15 protein-coding genes and 3 tRNA genes are annotated in these 18753 nt (G+C 31.3%); 9 read left to right on the top strand and 9 right to left on the bottom strand.

What is annotated here, in order from left to right; genetic code table 11:
* Positions 1-187 precede the first annotated feature (187 nt).
* The 3 genes from H0I29_RS08950 to H0I29_RS08960 all read right to left on the bottom strand — a co-directional run bounded on the left by H0I29_RS08950 (position 188) and on the right by H0I29_RS08960 (position 795).
* A tRNA-Leu gene (locus tag H0I29_RS08950) sits at positions 188-273 on the bottom strand.
* Positions 274-622: 349 nt separating this feature from the next.
* Positions 623-708, bottom strand: a tRNA-Leu gene (locus tag H0I29_RS08955).
* 15 nt (positions 709-723) lie between these two features.
* Positions 724-795, bottom strand: a tRNA-Gly gene (locus H0I29_RS08960).
* Positions 796-1034: 239 nt separating this feature from the next.
* Here H0I29_RS08960 and H0I29_RS08965 point away from each other — a divergent pair.
* A complete protein-coding gene (locus H0I29_RS08965; RefSeq protein ID WP_218755142.1) occupies positions 1035-2564 on the top strand; it encodes a sulfatase in 1530 nt (509 codons plus the stop codon).
* A 107-nt stretch (positions 2565-2671) separates the two neighbouring features.
* Here the strand turns inward: H0I29_RS08965 and H0I29_RS08970 are convergent, their stop codons facing one another.
* Positions 2672-3280 (bottom strand): superoxide dismutase, encoded by a 609-nt coding sequence (locus H0I29_RS08970; protein ID WP_218755143.1) that lies wholly within the window; start codon positions 3278-3280, stop codon positions 2672-2674.
* A gap of 113 nt (positions 3281-3393) precedes the next feature.
* Entirely contained in the window at positions 3394-4404 is a 1011-nt protein-coding gene (gene fbp, locus H0I29_RS08975; RefSeq protein WP_218755144.1) for a class 1 fructose-bisphosphatase, read from the bottom strand.
* A gap of 176 nt (positions 4405-4580) precedes the next feature.
* On the opposite strand from fbp, the gene H0I29_RS08980 reads away from it, so the two are divergent.
* From H0I29_RS08980 to H0I29_RS08990, 3 genes are all read left to right on the top strand, one after another.
* Positions 4581-5060 (top strand): GNAT family N-acetyltransferase, encoded by a 480-nt coding sequence (locus H0I29_RS08980; RefSeq protein WP_218755145.1) that lies wholly within the window; start codon positions 4581-4583, stop codon positions 5058-5060.
* 1 nt (position 5061) lies between these two features.
* The gene (locus H0I29_RS08985; protein ID WP_218755146.1) at positions 5062-6315 is read left to right on the top strand and encodes an aspartate kinase; all 1254 of its coding nucleotides are present in this window, start codon (positions 5062-5064) and stop codon (positions 6313-6315) included.
* A gap of 179 nt (positions 6316-6494) precedes the next feature.
* Positions 6495-8303, top strand: a complete 1809-nt coding sequence (locus tag H0I29_RS08990) for a lysophospholipid acyltransferase family protein (RefSeq protein WP_218755147.1) — start codon at positions 6495-6497, stop codon at positions 8301-8303.
* A 272-nt stretch (positions 8304-8575) separates the two neighbouring features.
* Here the strand turns inward: H0I29_RS08990 and H0I29_RS08995 are convergent, their stop codons facing one another.
* From H0I29_RS08995 to H0I29_RS09010, 4 genes are read right to left on the bottom strand one after another with little or no spacing between them, the layout of a single operon-like run.
* Positions 8576-9775 carry a glutamate-5-semialdehyde dehydrogenase gene (locus H0I29_RS08995; RefSeq protein WP_218755148.1) on the bottom strand — a complete coding sequence of 400 codons (1200 nt, stop codon included), beginning with the start codon at positions 9773-9775 and terminating at the stop codon, positions 8576-8578.
* 10 nt (positions 9776-9785) lie between these two features.
* The gene (proB, locus tag H0I29_RS09000; RefSeq protein ID WP_218732454.1) at positions 9786-10556 is read right to left on the bottom strand and encodes a glutamate 5-kinase; all 771 of its coding nucleotides are present in this window, start codon (positions 10554-10556) and stop codon (positions 9786-9788) included.
* A 1-nt stretch (position 10557) separates the two neighbouring features.
* The gene (gene proC / locus H0I29_RS09005; protein WP_218755149.1) at positions 10558-11364 is read right to left on the bottom strand and encodes a pyrroline-5-carboxylate reductase; all 807 of its coding nucleotides are present in this window, start codon (positions 11362-11364) and stop codon (positions 10558-10560) included.
* Between the two features lie 48 nt (positions 11365-11412).
* Complete coding sequence (locus H0I29_RS09010) at positions 11413-11850, bottom strand: GNAT family N-acetyltransferase (protein ID WP_218755150.1); 438 nt, start codon at positions 11848-11850, stop codon at positions 11413-11415.
* A gap of 691 nt (positions 11851-12541) precedes the next feature.
* Here H0I29_RS09010 and H0I29_RS09015 point away from each other — a divergent pair.
* The 5 genes from H0I29_RS09015 (at position 12542) to dnaG (ending at position 18745) form a co-directional block, all read left to right on the top strand.
* Positions 12542-12901: a phage holin family protein gene (locus H0I29_RS09015; RefSeq protein ID WP_218732457.1), complete on the top strand. Its 360-nt coding sequence runs from the start codon at positions 12542-12544 to the stop codon at positions 12899-12901.
* A 92-nt stretch (positions 12902-12993) separates the two neighbouring features.
* Positions 12994-14316, top strand: coding sequence for a trigger factor (gene tig / locus H0I29_RS09020; RefSeq protein ID WP_218755151.1), 1323 nt, complete (start codon positions 12994-12996; stop codon positions 14314-14316).
* Positions 14317-14484: 168 nt separating this feature from the next.
* The gene (clpP, locus tag H0I29_RS09025) at positions 14485-15147 is read left to right on the top strand and encodes an ATP-dependent Clp endopeptidase proteolytic subunit ClpP (RefSeq protein WP_165733763.1); all 663 of its coding nucleotides are present in this window, start codon (positions 14485-14487) and stop codon (positions 15145-15147) included.
* 77 nt (positions 15148-15224) lie between these two features.
* Positions 15225-16463: an ATP-dependent Clp protease ATP-binding subunit ClpX gene (gene clpX, locus H0I29_RS09030; protein WP_218732459.1), complete on the top strand. Its 1239-nt coding sequence runs from the start codon at positions 15225-15227 to the stop codon at positions 16461-16463.
* A gap of 263 nt (positions 16464-16726) precedes the next feature.
* A complete protein-coding gene (gene dnaG, locus H0I29_RS09035; RefSeq protein ID WP_218732460.1) occupies positions 16727-18745 on the top strand; it encodes a DNA primase in 2019 nt (672 codons plus the stop codon).
* The last annotated feature ends 8 nt before the right edge of the window (positions 18746-18753 follow it).

Below are 18753 nucleotides of genomic sequence, written 5' to 3' on the forward strand. Positions count from 1 at the left end.
TTATAGATAGTTGATCTGAGTGCTTTAATTCAGTTTAGGTTCATAAGGTGTTTGTTTACAATATATACTTTTACGAAACAATATTCAGGTATAATAATCAAAGGGTGTAATTAGCTGTGAGTTGGGCGGAAAGTTTATAAAAGCAAAAAAAACCGTTGAAAATCTAAAAGATTAACAACGGTTATTGTACTGAAGGCGGGACTTGAACCCGCACGGCCATTACTGACCACTGGATTTTAAGTCCAGCGTGTCTACCAATTCCACCACTTCAGCATGGTATTTTATTTATAAAGTAAAGATGGTAATTAAATCAAATTTTACTTTTTTATTTTTAATGAACTTTTTTATAGTTGTCCTTATTTCTAAGGAGTGCAAATATATTATCTTTATTAGTAGTACGCAATGTTTAAATGGAGAAATAATTAATTATTTTTATATTTTTACATAAAGTGTTAATAGTCTATTGTTTAATGTTTTTTTTATTTGATATAGAGCTGTTATTATTGATGATTGTTTAAGTATGAAATTAAATAAACTTAATAAAAAGTGAGGAGTAGGCGAGTGCCTAAGTTTGTAAAAGCAAAAAACCGTTGAAAATCTAAAAGATTAACAACGGTTATTGTACTGAAGGCGGGACTTGAACCCGCACGGCCATTACTGACCACTGGATTTTAAGTCCAGCGTGTCTACCAATTCCACCACTTCAGCATGGTAATTGAATAGAGCGAAAGACGGGATTTGAACCCGCGACCCCCACCTTGGCAAGGTGATGCTCTACCCCTGAGCTACTTTCGCAGTCATAATTTCAAAAGAACTTTTCTTTTTAATTACCCTTATTCCTAAGAGCGGTGCAAATATAATATCTTTTATTATTCTGACAAGTTTTTTATTTATTTTTTTCACTTTTTTATTGATAGCGATTTTTACATGATTAATTGGTTCTTGATACTGTAATTACATGATGTAGGAGTTCAGTAATTTAGCTTTTATAAATTATGCGTAGATTTACGTGATAACAATTAATGTGTTTAAATATGAAATTAATAAAATATGTAGCTTTTACTTTTTTAGTGCTTCTTGCAATATCATCTTGTAAAAAAACATCAGAAAAAGTGGTTATAAATGATGTTAAGAGTCAGCAACCTAATATTATTTGGTTAATGGCAGAAGATATGAGTACCGATTTGGAAATCTATGGAATGCCAAACGTAAAAACGCCATATTTAAATAAAATGGCATCAGAAGGTATTCGTTTTGATAATGCTTTTGTAACCAATCCAATATGTTCGCCAAGTAGATCTGCAATGATGATTGGTACACATCAAGTTAAAACAAACTCACAACATCATAGAAGTAATAGAAGGGTGCCTCTAGATTCTATATATAAACCGTTTACAAAATTGTTAAGAGATGTAGGTTATACTACAATATTAGGTCATCATGGAGTGATGAAAAAAGGAAGGAAGACAGATGTTAATTTTAAAAGTAAGCCTATTGGGAAATGGGATGGAAAAACGGAGTTTGGTTTGTTTGATAAATATGATACGTTTACAAAAGAAGATCAACCTTTTTTTGCTCAGATACAATTAGATGTTACACATAGGGGAGATTGGTGGGATGACGTTAGAGAGAAGTCTAAACATCCTGTAGATGCTAAAACAGTAACGTTACCTCCATATATGGCAGATGATCCTGCAATACGATTGGATTGGGCTAAGTATTTAGACCAAATCGAATATATGGATAATGAAGTTGGAATGATTTTTAATGAATTAGAAGACAAGGGAATGGCGAACAACACAATTGTAATCTTTATTGGAGATAATGGTCGTTGTAATATCCGGGGAAAGGGGTATTTACAAGATACTGGGTTAAGAATTCCTTTTATACTGTATTATCCGAAGCATTTTAAAGGTGGTCAAGTTAGAAAAGACGTGGTTTCATCAACAGATATTACTGCTACAATTGTAGATTTTGCAGGGATTGAAGTTCCTGATTATATGACCGGAAAACCAATTTTTAAGAAAGACTTTGAGAGGGAATTTGTTTATGGTACAAGAGATTTATGGGACGAAATTGAAGAAAAGTCTAAAGCTGTAATTTCTGAAGATTGGTCTTATATTAAAAATGAGAAACCAGAGATTCCTTATGATGCACAACAAGCTTATTTAGAGTTTTACAGACCTGCTGTACATGTGATGAGAAAACTGTATAAAGAAGGTAAATTAAATGACGCTCAAAAACCATTTTTTGAAGCAACAAAACCTAAAGAGGAGTTGTATAATTTAAAAGAAGATCCACATCAGTTAAATAACTTAGCTTCTAATAAAAAATACAAAGAGATATTAGAAAAGCTACGTGTAAAAACATTAGAATTTGAGAAAGCTATGACTCCGGATAATATTGTTTATAATCCGGCTCCTGTTCCAGGTTTAGCTTTTGTTAAATGGTTTGAAAAAGAACATCCAAAAGTACATCAGCAAATGAAAGAAGGTGTTGAGGTTGGTTATAAAAAATATAGTAAAGCTTATAAAGAATATTTAAAAAAGAGCAACAGTAAGTAAAATAAAAAAGCATCCTAAATTTAGGATGCTTTTTTTATGAAAATTAGTAATCTTACTCTTCAGTTAATTCACTTTATGAGTGCGATATCTAAAAGCAACTGTGTTGCTTATTTTGCTGCTGCGTAACGTTTTTCAACTTCGTTCCAGTTAATTACATCAAAAAATGCATTGATATAATCTGGTCTTCTGTTTTGGTAGTTTAAGTAGTAAGCATGTTCCCAAACGTCTAATCCTAAGATTGGAGTTCCTCCACAAGTTACACCTGGCATTAATGGATTGTCTTGGTTTGGTGTAGAACAAACTTCTACTTTACCTCCTGGTAAAACACATAACCAAGCCCAACCAGAACCAAACTGAGTAGCTGCTGCTTTAGAAAAAGCGGCAATAAAATCATCTTTAGTACCAAAAGCAGCTTCAATAGCATCTTTTAATTCACCAGATAAATATCCTCTATCATTTGGGTTTAAAACTGACCAGAATAATGAATGATTGTAAAAACCACCACCATTATTTCTAACAGCTCCATTGCTCATATCTAAATTAGTAAGAATATCTTCAATAGATTTTCCTTCTAAGTCCGTATCTGCAATTGCATTGTTTAAGTTATTTGTATATCCTTGGTGATGTTTACTATGGTGAATCTCCATAGTTCTTGCATCAATATTTGGTTCTAACGCATCATAAGCGTATCCTAATTCCGGTAATTGAAAAGCCATTTTTTTATGTTTTTTTAAAGTTAGTATACTATTTACGCTTGTAAAATTAACCATAAATGGATGGTTTTACAAGTATTTTATGTTTTGATAATTGATTACAGTATAAATAAGATTTATTCTCCGTGTATTTGCATAAATTCCTCTAACTGATTTACCATATTTTTACTTCCACAAATAAAAGGAACTCTTTGGTGTAGCTCAGTAGGCTCCACATCCATAGTCCTTATATAACCATCAGAAGATTTTCCGTTAGCTTGTTCTGCAATAAAAGCCATTGGGTTACATTCATAGAGTAAACGTAGTTTTCCGTTTGGGTTTCTAGAACCTTTTGGATACATATAAATACCTCCTTTTATCATGTTTCTATGAAAGTCAGAAACCAAAGAACCAATATATCTACTGGTATAAGGTCTGTTTCCTTCTTCTTCCTGGCAGTATTTAATATATTTTTTTACACCTAAAGGAAAGTCTAAATAATTTCCTTCGTTTACAGAATACATGGTTCCGTCTTCTGGGAACTCCATATTTGGGTGAGATAAGTAAAAAGAACCAATTGCAGGGTTTAATGTAAAGCCATTAACACCATCTCCAGTGGTGTAAACAATCATCGTAGAAGTTCCGTACACTACATAACCAGCAGCAACTTGTGCACTTCCTTTTTGTAAAAAATCTTTTAATTCTACAGGAGTACCTGTAGGAGTAATACGTCTATAAATAGAGAAGATCGTTCCTACCGAGACATTTACATCAATATTAGACGAGCCATCTAAAGGATCAATTAAAACAACATATTTATTTTGATGATTCTCATCGTTACTATTAATAGAAATAAAACTATCTTCTTCTTCACTAGCAATACCACAAACAATATTCCTTCTTGTTAAAGTCTGTATAAACTTATCATTAGCATACACGTCTAATTTTTGTTGATCTTCACCTTGAATATTTGTGTCTCCAGCTGCACCAATAATATCTACCAAACCAGCTTTGTTAACTTCGTGATTTACTACTTTTGCTGCTAATCTTATAGAATTTAAAAGACTAGAAAGTTCTCCAGAACTATATTTAAAAGCATGTTGATGTTCAATAATAAATTCACCTAAAGTTTGTTTTTTTCCTGTCATTTTGCGTGTTGTGTTGTTAATTTTAACAAATATCTATATTTTTTAAAGTTACTACAACGTTTTAGTTATTTAATTTTCCTTCAGAAATTTAAACAATTCAAAAATAATTGTCTAAAATCTTCAAATATTTTTGGTAGATATGTAAATAACTATCTTTGATTAAAATTTATAAAAAGATGGACTTTACTGTAAGATTAGGAGAAGAAAAAGACATGCAATCTGTGCTGAATTTAATCACAGAATTAGCAGTTTTTGAGAAAGAACCAGATGCTGTAGAAGTAACAGTAGATGATTTAATAAAAGATGGTTTTTCTAAGAATCCTAAGTTTAAAGTTTTTGTAGCAGAGCAAGAAAATAATATTATTGGTATTGCTTTGTTTTACGAACGTTATTCTACCTGGAAAGGAAGAACTATTCATTTAGAAGACTTAATAGTAACCCAAAGTAAACAGAAAGTAGGTGCCGGAAAAGCATTGTATACAGCTGTTTTAAAATATGCTCATGACAATAATTTTAAGAGAGTTGCGTGGGAAGTAATAGATTGGAATACCAATGCAGTAGAATTTTATAAAAGTACAGGAGCCACGTATTTAAATGATTGGTCTGTGGTACAAATGGACAAAGAAAACTTATCAAAATTTATTCAAAATAATTAAAATGAAGATTTTTAAATTTGGAGGAGCGTCTGTAAAAGATGCAGCAAGTGTAAAAAATGTAACACAGATTTTACAAAGCGAAGGAACAGAAAATACAGTAGTTGTTATTTCTGCAATGGGTAAAATAACCAATGCTTTTGAAGAGGTTATAGACGCATATTATAATAAGACAGATAAGTTGTCTGAAAACTTAGGTATTATAGAAGACTTCCATAAAAATTTAATGAATGATTTGTTTGATAAGGATGATGAAATTTATAAAGAAATTGATATCCTTTTAGGAGAATTAAGCTGGTTTTTAGCTAGAAATACTTCGCAGAGATATAATTATGTATATGATCAAATTATCTGTTTTGGAGAGCTTTTATCAACAAAAATAGTAAGTGCATATTTAACTAAAATTGGTGTAGAAAATAACTGGTTCGATGTTAGAAATTACATAAAAACAGATAGTAATTATAGAGATGCAAAAGTAGATTGGGATTTAACCCAAGAACTAATTAATAAAAAATTAGATGCTTCTAAATTAAATATTACTCAAGGTTTTATTGCAGCAAATGATACAGAAAACACCACTACTTTAGGTAGAGAAGGTTCGGATTATACGGCAGGTATTTTTGCGTATTGTCTAGATGCAGAGAGTGTTACAATCTGGAAAGATGTTCCTGGGGTTTTAAATGCAGACCCAAGAGTCTTTGAAGATACTACTTTATTAGAGCAAATTTCTTATGAAGAAGCTATAGAAATGGCATTTTACGGAGCTTCTGTAATTCACCCAAAAACATTACAGCCCCTAGAAAGAAAAGATATTCCGTTATTGGTGCGTTCTTTTGTAAATCCAAAGGAAACAGGAACAAGAGTTTCTAAAGGAAAAATGTTAGAACCTTTTATACCTTGTTTTATTGTTAAAAAAGATCAGATTTTGGTTTCTATTTCTGCATTAGATTTTTCTTTTATGGTAGAAAATAATATCAGTTATATCTTTCAAAAATTACATGATTATCAATTAAAAGTAAACTTAATTCAGAATTCTGCCATTAGCTTTTCTGTTTGTATTGATAATAAATTTAACAAGTTCGATGAATTTTATAATGAGTTAAAAACGCAGTTTAAAATTGATGTTCAGAAAGGTGTAGACTTGTTTACTGTACGTCATTTTGATGATAAGGCTGTAGCGAGTATAGAAGCTAAGGGAACTCCTTTATTAACACAAGTAAATAAAGAAACAATTCAAATTGTTTTAGTAACAAAATAACTTCACAATATAAAAAAGTCACTAATTTTACACGTTTTCATGGAAGTAAAAGCTTTAAGTTTTAATAGCTAGTAAATCTTTGATGCATGTAAAACTGGTGTCTTTATTCTGTTTTAGTAACTAAATAGTAATTCAATATTTATTTTTAGTAAGTTTGCAGTTCCGTCTAATTATAATATATGGCATTAGTAACAGCTAAAGAGATTGCGCAAGTAATTGGTTTACATAAGTTTGGTTTTTTAGGAACTTTTATTGGGTGGATTCTATTAAGGATACTTCGTATTTCTGCAATCAATAGAATCTACGCTAAGAATAAAAATAAAAAAGATTTAAATTTTTTAAACAGTATTTTAGATGATTGCGATATCAAATTTGAAATTCCGGAAGAAGATTTAAAGAGAATTCCAAAAGAGGGCCCTTTTATTACGGTATCTAACCATCCTTTAGGCGGTATAGATGGTGTTTTATTACTAAAACTACTCATCGAGAAAAGAGCAGATTATAAAATTATAGCCAATTTTTTACTACACAGAGTTGAGCCTTTAAAGCCTTTTGTAATGCCTGTAAATCCTTTTGAATCAAGAAAGGATGCTAAATCTAGTGTAGCTGGTATTAAAAATGCATTATTACATTTAAGAGAAGGAAATCCTTTAGGTATTTTTCCTGCAGGAGAAGTGTCTACTTATAAAGATGGAAAGCTAAATGTAGATAAACCTTGGGAAGAAGGTGCGGTTAGGTTTATTAAAAAGGCAAATGTGCCTGTAATTCCTATTTATTTTCATGCAAAAAACAGTCGTCTATTTTATTTTTTATCAAAAATATCAGACACTTTAAGAACTGCAAAATTACCATCTGAAGTAATATCTCAAGGAGGTAAAGTCATAAAAGTAAGAATAGGGAAGCCAATTTCTGTAAAAGACCAAGAAGAATATAAAGAGATTTCTGCTTATTCCGAATTTATCAGAAAGAAAACATATATGTTGGCTAATCCTTTTGAAAAAGCACATAAGTTAATATCTGCCCAAGCTTTAAAGATTCCTAAAAAGGCTGCTAAAAAAATAACACCTCAAAGAAATACAGATTTATTTATTAAAGAAGTAGATGCTTTAAGAAAAGGAGATGGTAGGTTGTTAGAAAGTAAGAACTACGAAGTGTTTTTTGCCAGTGCAAAAGAGATTCCTAATTTATTACATGAAATTGGTAGATTACGAGAAGTTACTTTTAGGGCTGTAGGTGAAGGAACCAATAAAGAAATAGATTTAGATAAATTCGACAAATATTATCACCATTTGTTACTGTGGGACAGAGAAGCGAACTGTTTGGCAGGAGCTTACAGAATGGGACTTGGAAAAGATATTTATAAAAAATATGGTATTAATGGTTTCTATATTCAAACTTTGTTTAGAATTGAGCCAGAATTATTTCAAATGATGGACAATACCATAGAAATGGGTAGAGCTTTCATTATTGGTGAATATCAACAAAAGCCAATGCCACTATTTTTATTATGGAAGGGAATTGTACATGTTACTTTACGTTATCCAGAATATAAATACTTAATGGGCGGAGTTTCTATTAGCAATCAGTTTTCAGACTTCTCAAAATCGTTAATGATAGAGTTTATGAAATCTCATTATTACGACCCATATATTGCGCAATACATTCATCCGAAGAAAGAATACAAAGTAAAATTAAAAGACGGTGACAAAGATTTTGTGTTTGATGCTACAAAAGCAGATATGCAAAAATTCGATAAAATTATCGATGAAATTGAACCAGGAGCACTAAGAATTCCTGTATTGATTAAAAAATACGTAAAACAAAACGCACGTTTGGTTGCGTTTAATGTAGATCCTAAATTTAATAATGCCGTAGATGGCTTAATGTACATCAAAGTATCAGACATACCAGATAGCACTGTAAAACCAGTTATGGAAGAATTTCAGGCAGAGTTAGAGCGTAAGGCTACAGAGTTACAGGATAAATAAAAAAAAAATATTTTTATTAGGGCGTTACCCAAAAGGGTCGGGCTTTACGTTTCAAGTCCTCGGTCGTTCCTCCCTGTGGGCTTTTCACTGCAATCCCTAACGCGGGCTTGTTTGTAGAAATATGTCTTCTAATTTTATATTTTACTTCTTTAAAATGAATTTCTGTCGCTAGTTTCTAGAGAATGATATATATAAATTTAGTATTTAAAAAACTTTTGGTTTTCCTGCTTTAGAACAAGAAAACCAAAAGTTAATATAGTTTGTGAAATAGGTTATGCACGCACATTTCCATCTCCAATAATATAATACTTATTGGTGACTAATTTCTTTAATCCTAACGGACCTCTGTGGTGTAATTTGTCTGTACTTATCGCTAATTCTGCACCAACACCTAACTGACCACCATCTGTAAACCTCGTTGAAGAGTTTTTGTAAACAGCAGCACAATCTACTTGTTGCATAAAATTATCAGCATTTTCATCATCAGTTGTCATTATTGCGGCAGAATGACCTCCAGAATATTTGTTAATCATTTCTGTAGCTTCATCTAAATTTTCTACGGCACCAATACAACATTTTAAAGCTAAAAATTCTTCCTTCCAAACACTTTCTTCAGGTATTAGAGCTTCGTCTGTTAATACTTCTTTTACGCTTTTATCAACTAAAATAGTAACCTTCTTTTCTTTTAAAACAGTTTGTAAATCTTTTAATTTAGACTCGTAACCTTCTATGTTTTTATTGATAAGGATTTTATCTAATGCATTACATGCAGAAATTTTAGCAGTTTTTGCATTGATGATTACCGCTAATGTTTTGTTCCAGTCGGCACTTTCATCAATATAGATAAAGTTATTACCTCGTCCGCTAATTAAAACGGCACAAGTTGCATGTTCTTTTACAAAACTAATTAAGCGTTCTCCTCCTCTTGGTACAATTAAATCTAATTGTTCTGTTGGGTTTCTTAAAAACTCTTGTGTTTCTGTTCTATCCATTTGCAAGAACTTAATATAATCTTCACTTAGATTATTTTCTGTTAATGCTTTGTGCCAGAAATCTACTAATATTTTATTACTGTATAAGGCTTCTTTACCACCTTTTAATAAAATTCTATTGTTAGATTTAAAGGCTAAAACGGCCGCTTCTACAGTAACATCTGGTCTCGATTCATAAATAATCATGATGGTACCAAATGGTGCTGTTTTGTTGGTTACTTTTAATCCATTTTCTAAAGTAATATCACTTATAATTTGATTTACGGGATCTTCTTGTGCTTTAACTTCATTGATGGCTTTTATCATTCCATCAATTTTTTGATCGTTTAAAATCAAACGGTCAAACATTGCCTGATCTTCTTTATTAAAAGTATCTAAATCTCTTTTGTTTGCTTTTAATAAGGCTTCTCGATTTTCATCAAGAATCTTGGTCATGCTTGTTAGTACGTTATTTTTAATGGTTGTTTCTAATAATTTCATCTTATAGATTTTAAAGTGCCACTTTTGTACCGACGGACTTTCCGTCAATAATATCAATAATGGTGTTATCTCTTTTTCCGTTTGCAATAAAAGTAGGGATGTTGTTAGATGCTGCTTCTTGGGCATAATCTAACTTAGAACCCATTCCGCCTCTACCTTCCCCAGGTTTTTTATTACTATCTTTTATATATTTATCTAAATCGTCATCTGGATTTACATTGGTAATTAAATTACTGCTTTCAGCTTCCGGATGTCCTGTGTACAATCCGTCTATATCTGTTAGAATAATTAATTTATCAGCATTTATTAATTGTGCAATTAAACTAGCCAGCTCATCATTGTCAGAAAACATAGACATGGTTACAGAAACAGCATCATCTTCATTGGCAATAGGAATTACGCCTTCTGCTAACAGACCTTCGCAACAATTAATCATGTTTTGTCTGTGTACGCCAGGAGAAAAATCTCTTTTTGTAGGTAAAACCTGTGCACATTTCATACCGTAATCATTAAAAAGGTTGTAATAATGACGCATCATTCTTGGTTGCCCAATAGCAGAATACACTTGCCTTCTTTGCGTATTATTTTCAATACTAGATTCTCCTAGAATTTCTTTACCTGCAATTACAGATCCAGAAGAAACTAGAATACAAATAATACCACGTTCGTATAATTCTGCAACTTGTTTTACCAAGCGTCTTAAAACAGGTCTAACAATTCTGTTATCTCTGTTTGTCATTACATTGGTACCTACTTTAATTACTATTCTTTCTTTATACATTTTAATGTTCTTTACCCATTTCTACAGCTCTATTAAAAGCGGCAAAAGCGGCGTCTTTAATTAATTCATTTACATTATTATCTTCCATAGAATCTAAAGCGGCACGAGTTGTACCTCCTTTAGAAGCTACTCTTTCCATCCAAGAATTTGGCGATAAATTAGATTGATTAAATAATTCGATAGCTCCAGTAAAAGTCTGACTTACTAAAACAGAAGAATCGTTTTTAGAGAAGCCCATTTTTAAGGCAGCCTCCATCATACTTTGCATGAAGTAGAATACGTAAGCAGGTCCACTTCCTGAAATTCCTGTAGAAGCGTCAATCAGTTTTTCGCTGCTTACTTCCATAGATTTACCAGTGGTGTCTAATAAGCTTTCTACGGTTAATTTTTCTAATCTAGATACTTCTTCTGAAGTTACATAAGATGTTAAACCTTTACCAATTTGAGCTGGTAAATTAGGCATTGCTCTTACTATTTTGTTTAATCCAGAATATTTTTTAATGTTATCTATATTAACACCAGCCATAATAGATACAATAACCTGACCCGGTTTTGTAAAGGGTTTTAATGCTTTAAAAAGTTTTTCTGCGTGGTATGGTTTTACAGCAATAAAGATGATGTCTGCTTTTGGTACGCAGTCTTCTAGTTCTTTAAAGGCATCAAAATGAGAAATTTCATTTAACTCTTCTAACTTTTCTGCAGAATTATCTAAAACCATAATGTTTTTTTTCTTTAACAATTTAGATTTAGACATTCCTTGAGCATACGTTAGCCCCATATTTCCTGCGCCAATTACTAGTATTTTCATTTTTTTATTTTAAGTTACTATTATTCTTTTTGAATTTTATTCTGAGTGTTATTTATGTAATGTCATTTGAATTTTTTGTGATACAAATCCGTTTTTCTTGAATAACTCGATAGCATTATTATTTTTATTAATGTTTAGAGATAGGTTTCCGTTGCAGTATTTGGTAGCTTCTTTTATTAGTTTTGTAGCAATTTTTTGTTCTCTATATTCTTTATGAACTGCCAGGTAGGTAATTAGGTTTTCAGATTGATATTCACTCATCCCCGTTTTATTAACTACAATTGCTCCAATTATTTTGTCTTTTTCTTCTATAACAAATGCATAGCCACCTAGATTAGATGTTTCTTTGGCAGCATATAAAAGTGATTTACGAATGGCACTTTTGTCCTCTTTACAGTCGTCTTCTAAGTGCTTGTGTAAAAATTTTGAAATTTTATTAATATTTATGTAGGACATCCTCGTAAAGGCGTCAAAAGTTTTAATCATCATCATTATTTCTATTGATTTGATTTATCTAAAACGATAAAAAATGAAAAGCTAAAAAGCTTAAAAAAGAAGTTAAACGCTAGGAGCGTTTATTTAAAAAAAGAGTGAGGAGGTATGAATTTTTTAGGTTGGTTTTTAAACACTAAAAAATTAAAGTTGAATATTCTAAAGTTACGCTGTTTGTGTATCCTTATTTTCATAATGCAAAGGTACAAAAAGCATATGCTACTATCAAATTATATAGGTTTAATACCAAAATATCTTGTTTTATAGATTTATAAAGGTAAAAAAATGTAGTTGTCTAAATATTATGTGTCAATATTGTTAGCGGGACGTAAAATTGTTTTTTTTAAAGTGATATATACATCCGAAGAAAATGCTCCCAAACAAATGATTGTGGTGTTTTTTGTTAAATCCGATATCCATAACATTTTGTAAGTGACACTGGTTTCTTTAGGGGGATGATCTCTTGTTTTATTTTCGATAAATTTAAAGATTTGATTCTTTAAAGGATTGTTGGTTTTAGTTTTCACCTATTAATGTATGATACATATTGATTGGCTTGAATTCTGTTTAGCATAGTTATTCGTTTTTATGCTTAAATACAAGCTAGCTCAAATTCAAAGCATGACAAAAAAGCAGACTTTTTCATTTGGTACAGTTTTGGCAATTATCTCTAAAAATAAACAGTATGAAAACCTTTTTAAAAATTTTATTAACGGCTTTAGCAGTAATTGTTTTAGCTAATATTTTACCAGGTATTTCTGTAGCAGGTTATGTTGCGGCAATTATTGTTGCTGTGGTTATATCGTTACTAAATATGTTTGTAAGACCACTTTTAATCTTTTTTACATTACCTGCAACTATTGTCACTTTTGGCTTATTTATTTTTGTAATTAATGCGTGCATTATATTATTGGCAGATAAGTTAGTAGATGGTTTTGCTGTTTCCGGATTTTTTGCTGCCCTATTATTCAGTGTTTTACTGTCTATTTTTAGATCGGCATTATTTTCATTATTAAAAGAGGATACCAAAACAATTCAAAACTAAATAACAATACTGAATTAGAAGTATTTAACATTTGTGCAATCAATTAAAATTATTAATTTTGCACTCGATTTTTCAAGATAAAAGAACAAGAAATGAATATTACAAAAGAAAGCATTGATGCGTTAAACGCAGTTGTAAAAGTAGATATCGTAGCAGAAGATTATCAAGCAAAAGTATCAAGTTTATTAACAGATTACCGTAAAAAGGCAGATGTTCCTGGTTTTAGAAAAGGACATGTACCAATGGGGATGATTAAAAAGCAGTATGGTAAATCTATTATGATAGATGAGGTTAACAAGCTTTTACAAGAGTCTTTAAATAAATTTATAGCAGAAGAAAAATTAGAAATGTTAGGTAATCCTTTACCTAGAATGACTGAAGATTTTAACTGGGATGCAGAAGAGTTTTCTTTTGAATTTGAATTAGGTTTAGCACCTGTTTTTGAGGTAGATTTAAAAGCTAAAGATAAAGTTACACAATACAATATTATTGCAACAGAAGAATTACTTGACGAAGAAGTTAAGAACATTCAAACACGTTACGGTAAAGTAAGTGCTATAGAATTAGCTACTGAAGAATCTAATATTACAGGTACTTTTGTAAATGAAGAAAATGAAATCAACAAAAAATCTACTTTTATCGTAAAAGACTTAAATGGTGATGAGAACATCTCTAAATTAGTTGGAGCTAAAGTTGGTGACGTAGTAGAGTTGGGTACAAAAGATTTATTTGAAGATGCTCATAGATTAGAACATGTTTTAGGTGTTTCTCATGATGTAATTCACGATTTAGATATTACTGTTTCTTTTACTGTAGAGGAAGTTACAAAAACAGAGCCAGCAGATTTAGACAAAGAATTGTTTGATAAATTATTTCCTGATGGAAGTGTAACTTCTGTAACTGAATTAAGAGAAAAAATTAAAGAAGACGCAGAAAAGCAATTTCAACAACAAGGAGATCAACAATTATTAAATGCTATTACAGAGTATTTAGTAGAAAGTACAAAGTTTGATTTACCAGCAGATTTCTTAAAGAAATGGTTAAGAACTGCAGGAGAAAAGCCTTTAACAGAAGAAGAAGCTACTGCAGAATTTGAAAAATCAGAAAAAGGTTTACGTTATCAATTAATCGAAGGAAAGGTGATGAAAGATAATGATATTAAAATAGATTATACAGAATTGGTAGACTATGCAAAAGGATTTATCCGTACGCAAATGGCTCAATTTGGTAATACAAATCCAGAAGAAAAAGAATTGGATGATATTGCTGGTAGAATTTTACAAAACCAAGAAGAAGCTCAGAAATTACAATCTCAGTTAATTAGTAACAAGTTATTAACTTTTTACAAAGAGAACATGAGTTTTAAATCTAAAGAGCTTTCTTACGAAGACTTTATTAAAGAAGTATATAAATAACAGTAAGTTATTTATAGGTCACCTCGAGCACAGTCGAGAGGTTTTAAAATTATAAATAATTAAAAACCTGAATTGTTATATTCAGGTTTTTTTAGCGACAAACTGAAACAAAATAGTAAGAAATAGTTCTTATATTTACAATATTAAACTTAAAAAAGCATCATAATAATGGATTACGGAAAAGAGTTCGAGAAATACGCAACAAAACATCACGGAATTAACAGCAACTATTATGGCAAGATTACAAGTAGTGTAACGCCATATATTATGGAAGAGCGTCAAATGAACATTACTCAAATGGATGTTTTTTCTCGTTTAATGATGGATAGAATTATCTTTTTAGGAACAGGAATTAATGACCAGGTAGCAAATATTATTCAAGCTCAGTTATTATTTTTAGAAAGTGTAGATGCTAATAAAGATATTTCAATTTATATCAATTCTCCAGGTGGAGGAGTGTATGCAGGTTTAGGTATTTATGATACTATGCAGTTCATAAAACCAGATGTAGCAACAATTTGTACAGGTATGGCAGCTTCTATGGGAGCCGTTTTAATGTGTGCAGGAGCAGCAGGTAAACGTTCTGCATTACCACATTCTAGAGTTATGATTCACCAACCTTTAGGTGGTGCACAAGGTCAGGCTTCAGATATAGAAATTACTGCAAGAGAAATTATAAAGTTAAAAGGAGAGTTGTATGATATTATTGCAAACCACTCTGGTCAAACTGTAGAAAAAGTACACAATGATTCTGATAGAGATTATTGGATGAAAGCAGATGAAGCAAAAGCGTACGGAATGATTGACGAAGTTTTAGCAAGAAAAAAGTAAATAGTTTGCTTTAAGCAATAAGTTCTATGCAGTTAGTCTGTCTAGAGCTTAAAGCCTAGAGCCTAAAGCGAGGAAAAATGTCGAAAGAAGAAAATTTAGAATGTTCGTTTTGCGGACGAAAAAAAGCAGAAACAGACTTGTTAATTGCAGGTATGGATGCTCATATTTGCGATAAATGTATAGAGCAAGCGCACGGAATTGTAGAAGAAGAAATTACTGAAGCAAAATCTAGCGACTTATCTAAAGATTTAACGCTTAGAAAGCCTTTGCAAATTAAAGAGTTTTTAGATCAATATATTATTGGTCAATTAGAAACTAAAAGAGCAATGGCAGTAGCAGTTTATAATCATTATAAAAGATTATTACAAACCAAAGACGATAAAGACGATGTAGAAATAGAAAAATCTAACATTGTTTTAGTTGGAGAAACCGGAACCGGAAAAACCTTAGTAGCAAAAACAATTGCAAGAATGTTAAACGTTCCTTTTGCTATTGTAGATGCCACTGTTTTAACGCAAGCTGGTTATGTTGGTGAAGATGTAGAAAGTATTTTAAGTAAATTATTACAAGCTGCAGATTACGACGTAGAAAAAGCGCAAAGAGGTATTATTTTTATTGATGAAATTGATAAAATTGCTCGTAAAGGAGACAATCCTTCTATTACAAGAGATGTTTCTGGAGAAGGAGTACAGCAAGCTTTATTAAAATTATTAGAAGGTACAGTTGTAAATGTAGCGCCTAAAGGAGGTAGAAAACATCCGGAGCAAAAATTTATAGAAGTAGACACTAAAGAGATTTTATTTATTGCAGGTGGTGCTTTTTCTGGAATCGAAAGATATATAAGCAAGCGTTTAAATATGCAAGCTGTTGGTTTTGGAGCTTCTTTAGATGATGATAAAGTAGATGAAGACAACTTGTTACAATACATTATTCCTTCAGATTTAAAAGCTTTTGGTTTAATTCCAGAAATTATTGGGCGTTTACCAGTATTAAGCTACATGAATCCATTAGATGCGACCACGTTAAGAGCAATCTTAACAGAACCTAAAAACGCTATTATTAAGCAATATTCTAAGTTGTTTACAATGGATGATGTGGAGTTTACGATAGAAGAAGAAGCTTTAAATTATATCGTAGAAAAAGCGGTAGAATATAAATTAGGAGCAAGAGGATTACGTTCTTTATGTGAGGCAATTTTTACAGATGCCATGTTCGATTTACCAAGTTCTGATGAAAAAGAACTAAATGTAACTAAGGAGTATGCAGAAGCAAAATTATCTAATTCAACTTTAAAGAAATTAAAGGCAGCTTCTTAATTTTCTTTGGGCGTTACCACAAGGGTCAGGCTTTTGCACTCGCTTTTTTTGTAGAAAAACAAAAAAGAGCTCAAACAATTGCGCAATCCTTAACGCGTATCGCAAACTAAAAAAGGAAGTTTGTAAAAACAATTTTTTAAAATTTATACAAACCTCAAAGGTTTTTAAAACCTTTGAGGTTTTATTTTGTTAGAACTTTTTATAATAGAAAAAATAACGTTCTAATTATTATCTTTGTCATCACTTTCCAATAAAACCAATAAATGATATTAAGAAGTACCATAGACCGCATTTTCGAAACAGCTAGAGTAGAAGAGGTTATTGGAGAATTTGTTGTGCTTAAAAAAGCAGGAAGTAACTTTAAAGGTTTGAGTCCGTTTACAGACGAAAAATCACCTTCTTTTATGGTCTCTCCAGTAAAACAAATCTGGAAAGATTTTTCTACAGGAAAAGGTGGGAACTCTGTTTCCTTTTTAATGGAGCATGAACATTACACCTACCCAGAAGCATTAAGGTGGTTAGCCAAAAAGTACAATATAGAAATTGAAGAAGCAGAGCAATCATCTGAAGAAAAAGCTCAGATGAATGAACGAGAAAGCATGTATTTGGTTTCAACCTTTGCCAAAGATTATTTTCATGAGTTAATGCTTACTTCTAATAAAGGAAAAGCCATAGGATTGTCTTATTTTAAAGAACGTGGTTTTACAGATGAAACTATTAAAAGGTTCGAGTTAGGATATTGTATGGACGAGTGGGATAATTTTACAAATGCTGCTTTAAAAAGAGGCTACGATTTAAAGTTTTTAGCATCCACAGGACTTACAATTGTAAAAGAGAACAAACAATTCGACCGTTTTAAAGGACGTGTAATGTTCCCGATACATTCTATGTCTGGACGTATTTTAGGTTTTGGAGGACGTATTTTAACAGCCGATAAGAAAGCTGCTAAATATTTAAATTCACCAGAAAGTGATATTTACCATAAAAGTAAAATTCTATACGGATTATACCAAGCTAAGAAAGAAATAGCCAAACAAGACAATTGCTTTTTGGTAGAAGGCTATACGGATGTAATTTCTTTTAATCAATCTGGAGTAGAGAATGTAGTAGCGTCTTCTGGTACTGCTTTAACACCAGATCAAATTAGGTTAATAAATAGATTAACAAAAAATATTACTGTACTTTTTGATGGAGATGCAGCCGGAATTAGAGCTTCCATTCGTGGTATCGATTTAATTCTAGAGCAAGGAATGAACGTAAAAGTAGTTCAGTTTCCTGATGGCGAAGATCCAGATAGTTTTGCAAAAGCCAATTCAAATGCAGAATTAGCAGCTTATTTAGAGGATTCTGCACAAGATTTTATCAATTTTAAAGTATCCCTTTTACTAAAAGATTCTAATAACGACCCTATAAAAAAAGCGGGTGTAATTAGAGATATTGTAACAAGTATAGCTAAAATTCCAGATGGTATTCAGCGAGAAGTTTACGTACAAGAATGTTCTAGAATCATGGATATTTCAGAACGCGTATTGTTTAGTGAGTTAGCGCAGTTGTTAAAAAAGGGATTACAAGAAAAAAGTAAATCTAACAGACAGCTAAACACCCCACAACAAAACCCAAACGAGCCTCCACCAGATTATGCTAGTGGACAAGAACAAACTAAAATGGGCCTGGTTAAAGGTGGTGTAGTTGCTAACCAGAAAATAGATCAACTTTCTATTTTAGAAAATGAGATTATTAAAATTTTACTTTTATATGGAAATGAAGAAGTAGAGTTTACGGAAGAAGTTATAAATGTAGATGATGCAGGTAGAGAGAAAATAGATACAAGGAAATATGAAAATACGGTTTCAGCAGAAATTTATGTGCATTTACATGAAGATGAAATAGAATTTTCTAACGTACTTTTTCAAGAAATTTATACCGAAATTATTCATCAGTTAAATCAGTTAGAAAAATTAGATATTGATGGTTTAATTAATCATAAGAATTCAGAAATATCTACCATTGTAACTTCTATTTTAATGGAAAAAGAAAATCCTAATAGACAGCTAAGTAATTGGGAAGGGCAAAACATAGAGGTAAAGTCTGCTTTAGAAGTTTTGGCCAAAGATGTGAATGATGTGGTGTATAATTTAAGACGCGTTTTAATAGGAGAAAAGATAGATGAATTGATGAGTGAGGCTGTAGCAAACCAAGGTTCACCAATAGATTTAGAGGTTATTAGGAATTATACAAACCTGAAAATGAGGCTCTTTGAAAAGCTGAATAGAGTTGTTTAATATTATTA

Source organism: Polaribacter sp. R2A056_3_33, from assembly GCF_019278485.1.
Classification (GTDB): domain Bacteria; phylum Bacteroidota; class Bacteroidia; order Flavobacteriales; family Flavobacteriaceae; genus Polaribacter.

Coding starts and splice junctions, on each gene's coding strand:
- proC (WP_218755149.1), bottom strand. CDS start 11,364: ATGAAAATACTAGTAATTGGCGCAGGAAATATGGGGCTAACGTATGCT.
- clpP (WP_165733763.1), top strand. CDS start 14,485: ATGGATTACGGAAAAGAGTTCGAGAAATACGCAACAAAACATCACGGA.
- dnaG (WP_218732460.1), top strand. CDS start 16,727: ATGATATTAAGAAGTACCATAGACCGCATTTTCGAAACAGCTAGAGTA.
- proB (WP_218732454.1), bottom strand. CDS start 10,556: ATGTATAAAGAAAGAATAGTAATTAAAGTAGGTACCAATGTAATGACA.
- H0I29_RS08995 (WP_218755148.1), bottom strand. CDS start 9,775: ATGAAATTATTAGAAACAACCATTAAAAATAACGTACTAACAAGCATG.
- tig (WP_218755151.1), top strand. CDS start 12,994: ATGAATATTACAAAAGAAAGCATTGATGCGTTAAACGCAGTTGTAAAA.
- fbp (WP_218755144.1), bottom strand. CDS start 4,404: ATGACAGGAAAAAAACAAACTTTAGGTGAATTTATTATTGAACATCAA.
- H0I29_RS08965 (WP_218755142.1), top strand. CDS start 1,035: ATGAAATTAATAAAATATGTAGCTTTTACTTTTTTAGTGCTTCTTGCA.
- H0I29_RS09010 (WP_218755150.1), bottom strand. CDS start 11,850: ATGATTAAAACTTTTGACGCCTTTACGAGGATGTCCTACATAAATATT.
- H0I29_RS08985 (WP_218755146.1), top strand. CDS start 5,062: ATGAAGATTTTTAAATTTGGAGGAGCGTCTGTAAAAGATGCAGCAAGT.
- H0I29_RS08980 (WP_218755145.1), top strand. CDS start 4,581: ATGGACTTTACTGTAAGATTAGGAGAAGAAAAAGACATGCAATCTGTG.
- H0I29_RS08970 (WP_218755143.1), bottom strand. CDS start 3,280: ATGGCTTTTCAATTACCGGAATTAGGATACGCTTATGATGCGTTAGAA.
- H0I29_RS09015 (WP_218732457.1), top strand. CDS start 12,542: ATGAAAACCTTTTTAAAAATTTTATTAACGGCTTTAGCAGTAATTGTT.
- clpX (WP_218732459.1), top strand. CDS start 15,225: ATGTCGAAAGAAGAAAATTTAGAATGTTCGTTTTGCGGACGAAAAAAA.
- H0I29_RS08990 (WP_218755147.1), top strand. CDS start 6,495: ATGGCATTAGTAACAGCTAAAGAGATTGCGCAAGTAATTGGTTTACAT.